The organism is Inquilinus sp. CAU 1745 (assembly GCF_039839375.1).
In the GTDB taxonomy this organism is placed as follows: Bacteria; Pseudomonadota; Alphaproteobacteria; order DSM-16000; family Inquilinaceae; genus JBDOQU01.
This window is the reverse complement of sequence record NZ_JBDOQU010000017.1, coordinates 89,095-102,962: the sequence shown is the minus strand read 5'-3', so window position 1 is coordinate 102,962 and position 13,868 is coordinate 89,095. Positions and strand designations below refer to the sequence as shown.

At 67.6% G+C, this 13,868-nt stretch carries 13 protein-coding genes; all 13 read right to left on the bottom strand.

Annotated elements, in window-relative coordinates:
• Nucleotides 1-13: 13 nt before the first annotated feature.
• The 13 genes from AAFN89_RS17795 to rplQ all read right to left on the bottom strand — a co-directional run bounded on the left by AAFN89_RS17795 (nt 14) and on the right by rplQ (nt 13,755).
• Nucleotides 14-1,996, bottom strand: coding sequence for a TRAP transporter fused permease subunit (locus AAFN89_RS17795; RefSeq protein WP_347540556.1), 1,983 nt, complete (start codon nt 1,994-1,996; stop codon nt 14-16).
• Complete coding sequence (locus AAFN89_RS17790; protein ID WP_347540555.1) at nt 1,993-2,505, bottom strand: hypothetical protein; 513 nt, start codon at nt 2,503-2,505, stop codon at nt 1,993-1,995. The genes AAFN89_RS17795 and AAFN89_RS17790 overlap by 4 nt, the downstream gene beginning before the upstream one ends.
• Nucleotides 2,506-2,510: 5 nt before the next feature.
• On the bottom strand, nt 2,511-3,479 hold the full coding sequence (locus tag AAFN89_RS17785; protein WP_347540554.1) for a TAXI family TRAP transporter solute-binding subunit: 969 nt from the start codon (nt 3,477-3,479) through the stop codon (nt 2,511-2,513).
• Between the two features lie 116 nt (nt 3,480-3,595).
• A complete protein-coding gene (locus AAFN89_RS17780) occupies nt 3,596-5,128 on the bottom strand; it encodes an acyl-CoA carboxylase subunit beta (protein ID WP_347540553.1) in 1,533 nt (510 codons plus the stop codon).
• Between the two features lie 84 nt (nt 5,129-5,212).
• Nucleotides 5,213-5,908, bottom strand: coding sequence for an ATP12 family protein (locus tag AAFN89_RS17775; protein WP_347540552.1), 696 nt, complete (start codon nt 5,906-5,908; stop codon nt 5,213-5,215).
• Between the two features lie 12 nt (nt 5,909-5,920).
• Nucleotides 5,921-7,732, bottom strand: a complete 1,812-nt coding sequence (locus AAFN89_RS17770) for an AsmA family protein (protein WP_347540551.1) — start codon at nt 7,730-7,732, stop codon at nt 5,921-5,923.
• Nucleotides 7,714-8,406: an HAD-IA family hydrolase gene (locus tag AAFN89_RS17765; RefSeq protein WP_347540550.1), complete on the bottom strand. Its 693-nt coding sequence runs from the start codon at nt 8,404-8,406 to the stop codon at nt 7,714-7,716. The genes AAFN89_RS17770 and AAFN89_RS17765 overlap by 19 nt, the downstream gene beginning before the upstream one ends.
• The gene (locus AAFN89_RS17760) at nt 8,399-9,391 is read right to left on the bottom strand and encodes an RluA family pseudouridine synthase (RefSeq protein WP_347540549.1); all 993 of its coding nucleotides are present in this window, start codon (nt 9,389-9,391) and stop codon (nt 8,399-8,401) included. The genes AAFN89_RS17765 and AAFN89_RS17760 overlap by 8 nt, the downstream gene beginning before the upstream one ends.
• The gene (crcB, locus tag AAFN89_RS17755) at nt 9,388-9,774 is read right to left on the bottom strand and encodes a fluoride efflux transporter CrcB (RefSeq protein WP_347540548.1); all 387 of its coding nucleotides are present in this window, start codon (nt 9,772-9,774) and stop codon (nt 9,388-9,390) included. Before crcB ends, AAFN89_RS17760 begins: the two co-directional genes overlap by 4 nt.
• 83 nt (nt 9,775-9,857) lie before the next feature.
• Nucleotides 9,858-10,367 carry a DUF1499 domain-containing protein gene (locus AAFN89_RS17750; RefSeq protein WP_347540547.1) on the bottom strand — a complete coding sequence of 170 codons (510 nt, stop codon included), beginning with the start codon at nt 10,365-10,367 and terminating at the stop codon, nt 9,858-9,860.
• A 2-nt stretch (nt 10,368-10,369) separates the two neighbouring features.
• Nucleotides 10,370-11,695 (bottom strand): replication-associated recombination protein A, encoded by a 1,326-nt coding sequence (locus tag AAFN89_RS17745; RefSeq protein ID WP_347540546.1) that lies wholly within the window; start codon nt 11,693-11,695, stop codon nt 10,370-10,372.
• Between the two features lie 150 nt (nt 11,696-11,845).
• Nucleotides 11,846-13,003, bottom strand: a complete 1,158-nt coding sequence (locus tag AAFN89_RS17740; protein ID WP_347540545.1) for a type III polyketide synthase — start codon at nt 13,001-13,003, stop codon at nt 11,846-11,848.
• A 323-nt stretch (nt 13,004-13,326) separates the two neighbouring features.
• On the bottom strand, nt 13,327-13,755 hold the full coding sequence (rplQ, locus tag AAFN89_RS17735; protein WP_347540544.1) for a 50S ribosomal protein L17: 429 nt from the start codon (nt 13,753-13,755) through the stop codon (nt 13,327-13,329).
• Nucleotides 13,756-13,868 lie beyond the last annotated feature (113 nt).

The following is a 13,868-nucleotide window of genomic DNA, read 5'->3' as shown; positions in this document are numbered from 1 at the left end:
AGGATTCCGCCGATTATCCTTCCCTGCTCGCCGGCGATGCATGCCGCCGCCGCCCGACGATATGAATCAGGAACCCGATGACGATCGCCGCGGCCCCGACGCCGATGAAGATCGGCTCCATCACAAGCAACGCGACGGCCCCGATCCCGAACAGGATGCGTTCGGCCCATCCGGCGGGTCCCAGCAGCCATGCGCCGGTCGCCACCGCGAGCGCGGAGACCGCTATGACGGAGATGACGAACGAAAGGAGGACCACCTGCCATCCGCCCTGGAACAGGAGGCCTATGCCGGGGTCCGACAGCACGATGATGAACGGAACCAGAAAGGCCGAGAGCGTATATCGCCAGGTCAGCCACATGGTCTTCACCGGCTTGCCGCCCGTGATGGCGGAAGCGGCGAACGGCGAGAGCGCGGTGGGCGGGGAAACCTCGCTGAGCACGGAATAGTAGAAGATGAACATGGCCGCGGCATATGCCGGAACGCCCACATCCTGCAAGGCGGGGCCGATGATCACCCAGGAGATGATGAAGCTGGCGGTTACCGGAACGGCGAGCCCGAGAAGAATGATGGATATCGCCGACAAGAGCGCGGTGAGGAACAAATTGCCGCCGGCGATCATGACGATGATGTTCGCCAGCTTGAGCCCGAGCCCGGTGAGCGTCATGACGCCAACGATCAGCCCGGCTGCGGCCATGACGGGTATGACCGAAAGCGCGCCCATGGCGCCCTGGGCCAGCGCGTCCCAGATGCGCCGGGGGGTCATCCAGGCTTCCCGGTCCAGGAAGCTGAGGATGAAGGCGAGCCCGGTGGCGTACATCACGGCGCGGAACGGGGTCATTCCCATCGCCATGAACACCACGATCGCGATCAGCGAACTGAAGTGATAGCCGAAGCGCAGCAGCAGCCCGCCGACGGGCTTGACCTCGATATCGACCGTGTGGGTCTTGAAGCGCCGGGCGTCCATCTCGATCGACAGGATGATGCCGAGATAATAGAGGAGCGTCGGGATCGTCGCCCAGATCAGCACCTGCAGATAGGAAACGCCCAGTAGCGCAGCGATGATGAAGGCGGCGGCCCCCAATGTCGGCGGCGACATGATGGCGCCGATGCCGGCGGCGGCAAGGACGGCGCCGCCATGTTCCTGCGGGTATCCGGCCTTTCGCAGCAGTGGCCACGATATACCGCCCAGCGTCACGGTGGTGGCGACGCCGGAGCCGGAGACGGTGCCGAGCAGGAAGCCGGCCATGGTCACGGTCCTTCCCGGTCCGGCCTTCGACTGGCCGAAGGCGGAGAAGGACAGGTCGATGAAGAAGCGGGTGGCGCCGGACGCGCTGAGCACCGCGCCGTAAATCGTGAAGAGAATGATGTAGGTCGCCGCAACGTCCGTGGGAACGCCGAACAATCCCTGCGTGCCCATGACGTTGTGGCCGACCAGCCGGGCCCAGCCGAAAGCCGAGGTGCCGAAGGGCGCTGGGAACAGAGGGCCCCAGAACGCGTAGCCGAAGAAGAAGAGGACCACCAGCGGGACCAGCAGCCCGACGGTTCGGCGGGCCGCTTCCAGAGTGACCAGAATGGCGATCGTCCCCATCGCCATGTCCAGCGGGGTCGGGATGATGGCGCGCCGGAAGAAGGAATCCCAGTCCGAGATGATGTAGGCGAACGGAACCGCCGCAATCACCGCCAGCGCCCAGTCCAGGAGATGCGGGTTGTCCGGCGCTTCGGAACCCGATCCGTTCGGCCGGCTCCAGCCGCGATAGACCAGGAAGGTCATGGGCAGGCTGATCATCAGGAACGACGGCAGGTAGAACTGCTTCGCCATCGGGTTGAAAACCCAGTAGAGCGCGAAAAGCGAAAGGCACACGCCTATCGTCTGGGCCGCGAGAAGAGGCATACCGCTCAGCCGACGGGCAGGCTTTTCGGCCTCGAACTCAGCAAGCAGCGCTTCCTCATCGATAGGCTGATCGCCGACGACGCTGACGCCGGATCGCTCGGTCATGGATTCTCCTCAATGCCCAGGACGACGAATGGCTGCCCGTCCTCGACCAGCCGCCAAAGCTCAAGTGGCGGCGCGCCGGGCACATGCACGGTGCGCTCGCCGAGGTCTGTAGCAGCTATTGACAGGCGTTCAAGCACTAACGGATGCGCGGGATCCGGCGGCACGACCCATTCGCGACGGTCCGGTTCCTCCGCACGTCGCGGGGCGCCGGGAACCGCGTAATATTCCTCCAGCACGGCCAATTGGTCCGCCGCGATCTGCACCAGCCGGTAGCGGCCGTCAGGCAGAACTTCGTAGCGTTCCTCGGCCGGTGTGCCGTAGATCGAATTGCGGTAGCTCACCGCGAAATGCTCGCCGTGCAGGGGCACGCTCGCCAGAATGCCGCCGTCGTGGCTGCGAACGACGATTGCCCGAGCGGCTTCACCCTGCGCGGGGTCGAGCCCGGCCGCCGAGGCGGCCGGACTCACCAGACAGGCGAGCACGACGGCGACGGCGGCCGGATTACGCAAGGAGGTTAACCGGCCTGATCGTAGTAGGCCTGCGATCCGGGACAAGTTTCGATGAACGGAATCTCGCCGGCCGTGGAGGGATCGAGTTCCTTGGCCGCCGGATGCACCTGAACCAGGTCTTCCTTGTTGTCGAAGATGGCTGCGGTGATGTTCTGCTGCAGCTCCTCATCCATGTCGGCGCGCACGACCAGGACGTTCGGCGAGGCGATGACCGAAACGGCTTCCGACTGACCCTGGTAGGTGTCGGCGGGCACGGACTTCTCCATGTAGTAGCCGCCATATTCAGTGGCGAGGGCCTCGGCATATTCGCCGATCGGGACGATCTTCATCTCGCCCGTGCTGGCCAGGTCGACCAGAGCGCCGGTCGGCAGGCCGCCGGACCAGAATCCCGCGTCGATCGTGCCGTCACGCAGCGCCGCCACCGTCTCCGCCGCGCCAAGCTGGCGCCGGTCGATGTCCGATTCGGGGTCGAGACCGGCAGCCTCGAGAATCCGGATGGCGCCAACCTCGGTCGCGGAGCCGGGCGCGCCGACGGAGACGACCTTGCCCGCCATGTCCTCGACGCTCTCGATTCCGGTCCCTTCGGTGGTCACCGGCTGCATGAAGTTGCTGTACAGGATGCCGATCGCGCAGATCGCCAGCGGCTCCTCGAACGGGTCGACGCCGGCGGCAGCGGCCGCCACCGTGTCGCCCACGCCGAGGGCCAGGTCGGCCGCGCCGGCCTTGAGGAGGAGCATGTTGTCCACCGAGGCGTTCGTCTCCTGGACGGTGGCGTCGTAGCCGTCGACATTCTCGCGAATCTCCGTGGCGATGCCGCCGCCGAGCGGATAGTAGACGCCGCCCGTGCCGCCGGTGGCGATGGACAGGTTCTGCGCGCTTGCGGTGCCGTGGGCGCCGAGAAACAGGACAGGCAGCGCGAGCGCGGCGACTGCAGCGCCGATCCTGTTGCGCCGTTGGGCGTTAGTGATTGTCATAATCGTGTCTCCTCCGTTTTTTTGGCGCCGTTCGCGCGCCGACAGTTATACCCAAGGGGGCCGCGATGACCATACCATTGTCCCGGAAAAAACCCTGCGGCCTTCGCGGCATTTCCTCAGAGCGGGATGTTGTCGTGCTTCTTCCAGGGGTTCTCCAGCTTCTTGTCGCGCAGCATGGCGAGTGCCCGGCAGAGCCGGCGGCGGGTGTTGCGCGGCTGGATCACGTCGTCGATATAGCCCCTGGCCCCGGCGACGAAGGGGTTGGCGAACTTCTCCCGATACTCCTGCGTGCGCTGTTCGATTTTCGCCGGATCGCCGGAATCGCCCCGGAAGATGATCTCCACCGCGCCCTTCGGACCCATGACCGCGATCTCAGCCGTCGGCCAGGCGTAGTTCACGTCGCCGCGCAGATGCTTTGACGCCATGACGTCATAGGCACCGCCATAGGCCTTGCGGGTGATCAGCGTGACCTTCGGCACCGTCGCCTCGGCATAGGCGAACAGCAGCTTCGCGCCATGTTTGATGATGCCGCCATATTCCTGAGTCGTGCCCGGCAGGAAACCCGGCACGTCCACGAAGGTCACGATCGGGATGTTGAAGGCGTCGCAGAAGCGGACGAAGCGGGCGGCCTTGCGCGACGAATCGATGTCCAGGCAGCCGGCCAGCACCATCGGCTGGTTGGCGACGATGCCGATCGTCTGGCCCTGCATCCGGCCGAAACCGGTGAGGATGTTCTTCGCGTAATCGGACTGAAGCTCGAAGAAATCGCCCTCGTCCACGACCTTGGCGATCAGCTCCTTCATGTCGTAGGGCTTGTTGGGATTGTCCGGGATCAGCGTGTCCAGCGACGGCTCCGGCCGGTCCACCGGATCGGCGGTCGGGCGCACCGGCGGCGCTGTTCGGTTGGAGGCGGGCAGAAAATCGACGAAGCGGCGGAGCTGGAGCAGCGCCTCCACATCATTCGTGAAGGCGAGGTCGGCGACGCCGGAACGGCCGGTATGGGTGGCCGCCCCGCCCAGTTCCTCCGCTGTCACGACCTCATGGGTGACGGTCTTCACCACGTCCGGCCCGGTGACGAACATGTAGGAGCTGTCCTGCACCATGAAGATGAAGTCGGTCATGGCCGGGGAGTAGACCGCACCGCCGGCGCACGGGCCCATGATCATGGAGATCTGGGGCACCACGCCCGAAGCCAGAACGTTCTTCTGGAAGACATCGGCATAGCCGCCCAGAGACGCCACGCCTTCCTGGATACGCGCGCCGCCTGAATCATTGATGCCGATGACCGGCGCGCCGACCTTCATCGCCTGGTCCATGACCTTGCAGATCTTCTCCGCATGGGCCTCGGAGAGGGAGCCGCCGAAGACGGTGAAATCCTGCGAGAAGACGAAGACCAGCCGGCCATTGATCGTGCCGTAACCCGTGACCACGCCGTCGCCGGGGATCTTCTGTTCGGCCATCCCGAAATCGCTGGAGCGATGTTCGACGAACATGTCCCATTCCTCGAACGATCCTTCGTCGAGCAGCAGTTCCAGCCGCTCCCGCGCCGTCAGCTTGCCCTTTGCGTGCTGGGCGGCGATCCGCTTCTCCCCGCCGCCGAGCCGCGCCGCCGCCCGTTTCGCTTCCAGCCGTTCCAGGATTTCCCGCATCGCTCGGCGCTCCCCCTGCGCTTTATTCAGTCTTTGGTTTTGCTTAGCATGTAGCGCGAAGCGGAGCGAGCGCGCGGGCCCGCATCAGATATCCAGCCGTGCGATGAAATCGTCGATGGCGGCCAGTTCCTCCCGTAGCGCGGCGCGGCGCTTCACGGCCTCCGCATCCTCGCCCCACCGTTCGATCTGGAAATCCTCGTCCAGCATGGAGGCCGCCATCGCCCCTTCCCACCCGATCCTGCGGTCGAGCAGCGCCAGCGCCAGCACGAGGGAGCCGAGAAGCGATGTCGCCGTCTGGAGCGCGATCAGGCGAAGATCGTCCTGAGCTTCGACTGCCCGGCGCAGCGAGGCTATCGATTCCTCCGGCTGCGCGACCGGCGCGATACCCTTCGTCACCGCCAGCGGCGCGTCATGGGCGACGGCGCACCAATCCAGCAGCGGCTGCCAGACCTGGTGCTGGCGCTCCACGAGGCTTTGGGGGTGTTCCGCGCGGTAGCAGAGCAGGTCCGTCTCCCCATAGCTCACCGCAGCGCCGACAACCGTCGTCCGATCCGGGGCGACCCGGTCGCGGGCGGTGTAGACGAGTTGGGTCAGATGCATGCCGGCGGGGACGATCTTCTCTCCCTGCCGGTCCCATTCCGCGGCGACGGCCTCCGCTAGGGCCGGTGTCGGCAGCCGCAACGGGTGCTTGGCCGGCGTGCGCAGCGGCCTGTCGTCCAGCCGGATCTCGAAATCCGGCGCGTCCGGCGCGACGGAGACGGTCTTGTAGAAGCGGCGCATGGCTGTGGATCGTCAGTCTTCGGACAGGGCGGCGACGCAGGGATTGCCGTCACCGCCCTCGCCGGCCGAGATGAAGGGAACCACGGCCGCCAGCGGGTTGATCGCGCCCAGCAGCAGGCCCGCCGCGCCCTGGACCAGCGCGTCGCGGGCGTCGACCTCGACCTCCGGGCTGGAGATCGGCCCGTGGATGCGGACGGAGGTGGCGACCTCGAACAGGCTGGGATCTCGGGGCTGCGGCGTCAGTATGGCGTCGACGGTTCCGTCGATGAGGCTGAGAGCGCCCTCCGCCGTCACCGTGGTGTCTGTGAGCGCGAAGACGAACTGTTCGGTGCGGGCGATGCCTTCGCGGATGGCGAAGGCGCCGGACGCGCAGACGATCTCCGCCGTCCGGTCCTCCTCGGAGGATGGGGCCAGGGCGGACAGCACACCTTCGCCCAACCGCTCCAGCGCGGTTCCCTCGATCGCCCCCTCGCCCATCGTGGCGTAGGCCTGTCCTCTCAAGGACGCCAGAAGCGCCGCCCGGTCCTCCCCCTGGGCCTCGACCCGGACTTCGAGATCGGCGCGGCCGGTCACCTGCTCCAGCAGCGCGCCGACATCGATGTCGGCCGCCGACATATCCACGCCGACCAGCGGCGGGGACATTCCGCCATGCAGCACGACCGCCCCCGACGCCGCGCCGTCCCACAGGGTCGCTTCGGAGATATCGGCGGTCAGCCGGCCGTCGACGATCCGGAGGTTCGTCGACACCGCCTCGGCCGTCTGGCCAAAGATCGTCAGGCTGTCCACCGTCACCGAAAGATCGCCATTCACCGTCCGGAGCGGCTCCAGCGCCTGGCCCAGCGTTCCTTCGCCGCCATCGGGGCCAAGGGCGAAGGCGTCGATCGCAAGGTCGCCGGTGAGGTTGGGCTTCGGGCCGGTCCAGGAGACCGACAGACGGCCCGCAACGGACGTGTCGCCGACCGTCGCCGTCAGATCCTCCATGGTCAGGCCGCCCTGTTCCTTGACGATGGTCGCGCCGGCGGATATCGGCATCCCTTCCGGCTGCGCGACGCCCAGGACGGCCGCGACCGGTTCCGGTCCTGGCGCGTCGATCTCCACCACGCCGGAAAAGGTCGCGGTCGACAGCGGCTGGCCCACCGCCCCGTCCATTGCGAGGGCGGCCTCCCCGACTTTCAGTTCCAGATCGACCGGCCAGTCGGCGCTGTCGGCGAACAGGGCGTCCAGCCCGCCTGTCGTCCCGTTCAGGGACAGCGGCATGCCGTCGGCCGAACCCGACACCGTCAAATCCGCCATGTCGCTCGCCGCGCCGGTCGCCAGAACTTCGTCCAGCCGCACCAGCCGCTCCGTTTCCCCGAAGCCGGGATAGCGGAGGTCGACGGCCAGAAGCCGCAGGCTGGCCAGATCGGAGAGAGCGCCCGTCCCGCCGGCGCCTTCGTCGAACGCCCAGTTGCGGCGTCCGTCCGACCCGTATTCCAGCAGCAGCTCGCCATCCCGCGCGGTCAGGGCCGTCACCTCCATATCGCCGGTCAGAAGCGGCCAGAGGCGGAGTTGGGCCGTCACTTCCGCGAACCGCGCCATCACCGGCTGCGACCCGCCCTCGATATTGGCCAGCGTGACGTCACGCAGCACCAGCTCCGGCGTCAGGCTGATTGCGTATCCGACCTCTCCGCCGACAGTCACCTGCCGGCCCAGCGCTTCCGTCAGGTCCCGCGCCACGCGCTGCCCGATCGCCTGCCGATCGAACGACATGACGAGCGCGACGGCCGCCACCGCGATGGCCGCGACGGCGATGATGGCGATGCGGATCAGCCTACGGAGGCGCAATGATCGACCTTCCCCATGAGTTCACCGACGGCGACGGGGACCGCGGCAAATGTATCCGTCAGACGATCGGCGCCCGCATCCAACAGATCGGTCGCCACATGATAACCCCAGGTGACCCCGACAGCGCCAGCACCCGCCGCCTTGGCCATCAGCATATCGAAGGCCGTGTCGCCGACCACCACCGTATTCCACCTCTCCGCGCCGGTTTCCCGAAGCGCGCGCTGGACCATATGCGGGCTGGGCTTGCCCGGCCCGTCATCGGCCGTCTGAAGCGTCACGAAGGAGCCGGCGAGGTCGTGACGATCCAGCACGCTGTCGAGTCCCCGGCGGGATTTCCCGGTCGCCACGCCGAGCAGGCAACCGGCGCCGGTCAACACGTCCAGCGCCTCCCGCACGCCGGGGAACAACGGCTCCTCGAACCGGCCGGCCAGCCGGTTCTCCCGGAAGGTCTGCTTGTAGATTTCCACCATCGACAGCAGCGGCCCGTCCTCCGGCGCCAGGCGGGCGATGACCTCCCCCAGCGGCAGCCCGACCAGACGCCGCACATCGGCGGCATTAGGCGGGATGAGATCGTGGCTCTGGAACGCCACGGTCATGGCTTCCACGATGGCGAACTGGCTGTCGACCAGCGTGCCGTCGCAATCGAAGAGGACGAGGTGCGGACCGTCAGTCATCGGCGATCTCCGCGAACGGATCGGCGTCGGCGGACGCTTCGTCAAATCCGAAATAGCTCCAGCTTTCCTTCATGTGCGGTGGCATCGGCGCGGTCACGTCGATCAAGCCCTTGCCGCCTGGATGGGGCAGGATGATCCGGCGCGCGTGCAGGTGCAGCTTGTCCGCGACTTCCGCGCCGGGCAGGAAGGCCTCCGCGCCGCCATACTTGCCGTCGCCCAGGATCGGCGTGCCGATGGCGGCGGCATGGACGCGGAGTTGGTGGGTGCGGCCGGTGCGCGGCCACATCGCCAGCCAGGCGGCGCGCTTGCCGACCGCATCCAGCGTCGTGAACAGCGTGATGGCGCGCTTGCCGTCATCCTCCGCCGCCGCGACCTTCTCCTTCCGCCCGTCGTCCCGCTTGGCGAGTGCGAGGTCGATCCGGCCCTGGCGCGGCTGCGGAACGCCGGCGACCAGCGCCCAGTAATATTTGCGCGCCGTCCGGTGCTTGAAGCCGGCGGCGAGGACCTTGGCCGCCTGCGCGGTGCGGGCGAGCAGCAGGACCCCGCTGGTGTCCCGGTCCAACCGGTGGACGAGTCGGGGACGATCCTCCCCTTTCCCGCGCAGCGCATCCAGCATGCCGTCGAGATGACGGGTCTGGCCTGTGCCGCCCTGGGTCGCGAGGCCCGCCGGCTTGTTGAGCGCGATCACCGCATCGTCGCTATAGAGGACCATCGCGCGGATCGTCTCGGCGTTCTGTCGCGACAGGGTGGGGACGGGCTTCTTGCCGGCGGGCCTCTCCGCGGCGTTCAACGGCGGCACCCGCACCGACTGGCCCGGCTCCAGCCGCTGGTTCGCCTTGACGCGCTTGCCGTCAACGCGGACCTGCCCGGTGCGTAGCAGCTTCTCCAACTGGCCATGGGTCAGGTGCGGATAATGGCGCTTGAACCAGCGGTCGAGCCGGATATCGGCATCGTCCGCGCGGACGGAAATCGTCTGGACGCTCATGCCGCCACCAGCCTGACCGCCGAAAGGCCGAGAAAGAGGCCGAGGACGCAGAGCGCGAGGGACGCCGCGACATAGGCGGCCGCCGCCATGGCCTCTCCCCGCTGGGCCAGCGAGACGACCTCCAGCGAGAAGGTGGAGAAGGTCGTGAAAGCGCCCAGCACGCCGACCGTCAGGAAGCCGCGAGCAGCGGCTCCCGGATCGGCGATGAGGGCAAAACCTTCCACCAGCATCCCCATGAGAATGGAGCCAGCGACATTCACCGCGAGCGTGGCCCAGGGGAAGCCGCTGCCGGCCCAGCCCTGTATCCAGTGGGAGGCGGCATGGCGGGCGACGGCGCCCGCCGCCCCGCCGGCGGCGACCGCCAGCAGAAGGCTGGGATTCATAAGTACGGTTCCATTCGGGTCGATCGGGCGCACCCTAGTCTCCGGCCCGCGCCGGAGCAACAGTCGGGCGAAGCGGCGCGCCCTCACGTCTCCGGCGTTATCCGTGCCCGCACCCTGTCGACCCATTCCAGCACCCGGTCACGGTTCACCCCGAAATCGTAATAGCCGACCCGGGCGCGGCTGTAGATCGCGAAACTCGCCAGATCCTCTCCGGCCGGGAAGGCGCGGATGCTGATGAAATCGATGAAACCAAAGGTCGCGCTGCGCTGCGCCGCCTCCAGCGCCAGCCCGTCATCGGAGATGGCGAGGACGGTGGCGCGCGGCGTCTCGTTGATGACGGCGACGAAGGCCTGGATGATTTCCTCCGGCGTCGCCGGGAAGATCGGGCTGACGGCGTCGGCCGGCGCCGCCGTGGCGTCTTCCGGCGCCATGAGGAATTCATTCGGCTGTCCGGTCCTGGCGAAGCTTTCGAAGGCAAGGAAATCCACCGACTCGTCAAGCGCGAGCCGCCGCGATTCGACGACATGCCAGCCGATCCACGCCGCGCCCGCCAGTACGGCCAGGAGGATAAGGAACCCGATGAGCTTGCCCAAGCCTAATCCTCGCTGTTCAGCCGATCGCGCAGCTTCGCCCAATAGTCGAGCCGCTTGCGGATCTCCCGCTCGAAGCCCCTGTCGAAAGGCCGATAGAATTCCCGCCTGGGCATGTCCTCAGGAAAGTAATTCTGCCCGGAGAAGGCTTCCGGCGTTTCATGATCGTAACGATAACCCGCCCCGTAGCCGATGTCCTTCATCAATCGGGTCGGCGCGTTGAGGATGTGCTTTGGCGGCATCAGGCTGCCCGTCTCCTTCGCCGCGCGGACGGCTTCCTTGTAGGCGCTGTAGACGGCGTTCGACTTCGGCGCGGTGGCCAGATGGACCACGGCCTGGGCGATTGCCAGCTCGCCCTCCGGGCTGCCCAGCCGCTCATAGGTGTCCCAGGCGGCGAGCGTGATCGGCAGGGCCTGCGGATCGGCCATGCCGATATCCTCAGCCGCGAACCGCACCAGTCGCCGGGCGATGTAGAGCGGGTCCTCCCCGCCGGCCAGCATCCGGGCGAACCAGTAGAGCCCGGCATCCACATCCGATCCGCGCAGGCTCTTATGCAGCGCGGAAATAAGGTTGTAGTGGCTCTCCTGCGCCTTGTCGTAGACCGGCGCGCGGCGCTGGACGGTCCCTGCCAGGGCGGCGGCGTCCAGCGGCTTGGGCGCATGAAGCTGGAACAGCTCCTCGCACAGATTGAGCAGGAACCGCCCGTCGCCATCAGCCATCGCCTTCAGCGCCGCGCGGCCATCCTCCGTCAGCGGCAGGGCGCGCCCCTCCTCCGCCTCCGCTCTCGCCAGCAGCTTCTCCAGCGCCGGCTCATCCAGCCGGTGGAGCACGAAGACCTGCGCGCGGCTGAGCAGGGCGGCGTTCAGCTCGAAGCTTGGATTTTCCGTCGTCGCGCCAACCAAGACGATCGTGCCGTCCTCCACATAGGGCAGGAAGGCGTCCTGCTGGCTGCGGTTGAAGCGGTGGATCTCATCGACGAACAGGAGCGTGCCGCGCCCGCCCGCGCGGCGCGCCCTGGCGGCCTCGAACACCTTCCGCAGATCGGCGACGCCGGAGAAGACGGCCGACAGCGGCTCGAACTGCAAATCCGTCTGGTCGGCCAGCAGGCGGGCGATGGTCGTCTTGCCGCAGCCGGGCGGCCCCCAGAGGATCATCGACGCCAGCCGCCGCGCCGCCACCATCCGGCCGATCGGCTTGTCCGGCGTCAGCAGATGATCCTGCCCCACGACCTCCGCGATCGTCTTCGGCCGCAGCCGGTCGGCCAACGGCCGGGGGGCGAGGCTTTCGAACAGCCCGCCGCCCGACTCCGCACCCGCCCCGCCCCTAGCCATGGACGACAACCTCCAGCGGCGCGCAGGACATGGCGGGGGTCGCGGCCAGGAAGCCGGCAGTCAGAAGAAGAACCAGGATGCGCATGACCGGCAATCTAGGGAGGCGGCGGGGTCCGCGCAACGGGCGGTCCTGTTTCAGGCGCGGCCATCCTAAAGCCGGAAGGTGAGGCTTTCGGCGGTGACGCCCGGCCCGAAGGCGAGCGCGCGGCCCAGCCCGGCGCTTCCGGCATCCATCATGGATTTCAGCACGACCATGATGGAGGTGGAGGAAAGGTTGCCGTAGCGCCGCAACGCCTCCCGCGACGGCGCCAGGGCTCCGTCGAGCGCCAGCCCCTGCTCCACCGCGTCCAGCACCGTCCGGCCGCCGGGATGGACCGCCCAGAGCGCGACCGGCTCGCCGTCCGGGCCGGCCCGCCAGGCCCGCCTGTCGGCATGGAGGCCGTCGCGCAATGCCGCCGGCACGGCGCCGGAAAGGTACATGTCGAATCCGCCGGCGCCGACCGCCCAAATGATGTGGTCCCGGGTATCCGGCATGATCTCGGCGCGGAAATCCAGCAGTTCCAGCCCCTTCGCCTCCGCCGTCACAAGCGAGGCCGATGCGCCGTCCGCGAACAGGAGGAAGGACAGAACCCGCTCCAGATCGTCGGTTTCCTGGAGATGCAGGGTACAGAGCTCCAGCGTGACCACCAGCACCCGCGCGGCGGGCTCCGACCGCACGATGTGGCGCGCCAGCTTCAGCGCGTTGATCGCGGCATAGCAGCCCATGAAGCCGACGACCGTCCGCTCCACCGATGGCTTGAGCCCCAGATCCGCCAGAAGATCGAGATCGGGTCCGGGGGCGTGGAATCCGGTGCAGGAGGTGACGATGAGATGGGTCGCGCCCCGCGCCTCCCCGCCCAGCGCCTCGGCCGCCCGCCGCGCCAGCGTCCGCCCCTCCCGCCGGTAGACCGCCATCCGACGGCGCGTGTCGGGAAAGGCGCCGCGCCGGTAGAATCCGTCTTCGTCCAGCCGCGCCGGGTCAGGGTCCGGGCGCAGCACGGAATAGCGCCGCTCGATCCCCGACCGCTCGGCCATCCGGGCGAACAGCCGGCGGTCCCGTTCGGAGGAGAGGAGCGACGGCGCATAGGCGGAGAACTTGCCATGCACCTCGTGCGGCGGCACCGCTATTCCGACCTGATTGACGAACACACGAACCATGATGCCGGCCTTTCCCTCCCGCTCGTAGAACGGGCGAACCGCCGCGATGGTTCTCTTCGACGTATCGGCAGGGAGATCAGCGCCGGGACGGCGGAAGAAAACCGTCATCATTTGTCATCATTCGTCATCATTCGAGGCGGCGCCGCATCCGTACCAACCAACACCCCCTCACCCTCCCGCTTCGCGGGTCCCTCCCTCTCCCACGGAGGGGAGAGGGTGAAGTTGTTAGCCCTCTCCCCTCCGTGGGAGAGGGTTGGGTGAGGGGGCGGTTGGTTTTTCCGGTGTCATCATTTGTCATCATTCGTCATCATTTCGGGGGCGGCGGCGAAACCACCTTCACCCCCAAACCCTCTCTCCCGCAAGCAGGAGAGGGGGTTACAAAAAAGCCCCGGCGAAGGCCGGGGCTCTTGTACTGCTCTTGGGGATCGGAGGAATTATTCCTCGGTTCCCCTGGCCTCGGCCTCAGCCTCGACGCGGGCCTTGTCGGCGGCGCCCTTGGCGGCGGCGTCGCGGTCGACCAGCTCGATCATCGCCATCGGGGCGGCGTCGCCATAGCGGAAGCCGGCCTTCAGGACGCGGGTGTAACCGCCGGCGCGGTCCTTGTAGCGGTCGGCGATGCCGTCGAACAGCTTGGCCACCACGGCGTCGTCGCGCAGCAGCGCATAGGCCTGACGGCGGTTGTGCAGGCCGCCCTTCTTGCCGAGCGTGATCAGCTTCTCCACCACCGGGCGGAGATCCTTCGCCTTCGGCAGGGTGGTCTTGATCTGCTCATGGGTGATGAGCGCGGCCGCCATATTGGCGAACATCGCCCTGCGGTGGCTGCTGGTCCGGTTGAACTTACGTCCGCTCATGCCGTGACGCATGGCTTCGTCCTCCTTCTATGGCGTGACCCCGCGACGCGGAGCCGGTTGTGATCGCCGCCGCCCCTCCCCCTATCCGGGGGAGAGAACGGCGCCGGCGGGTCACCGCGACCCGT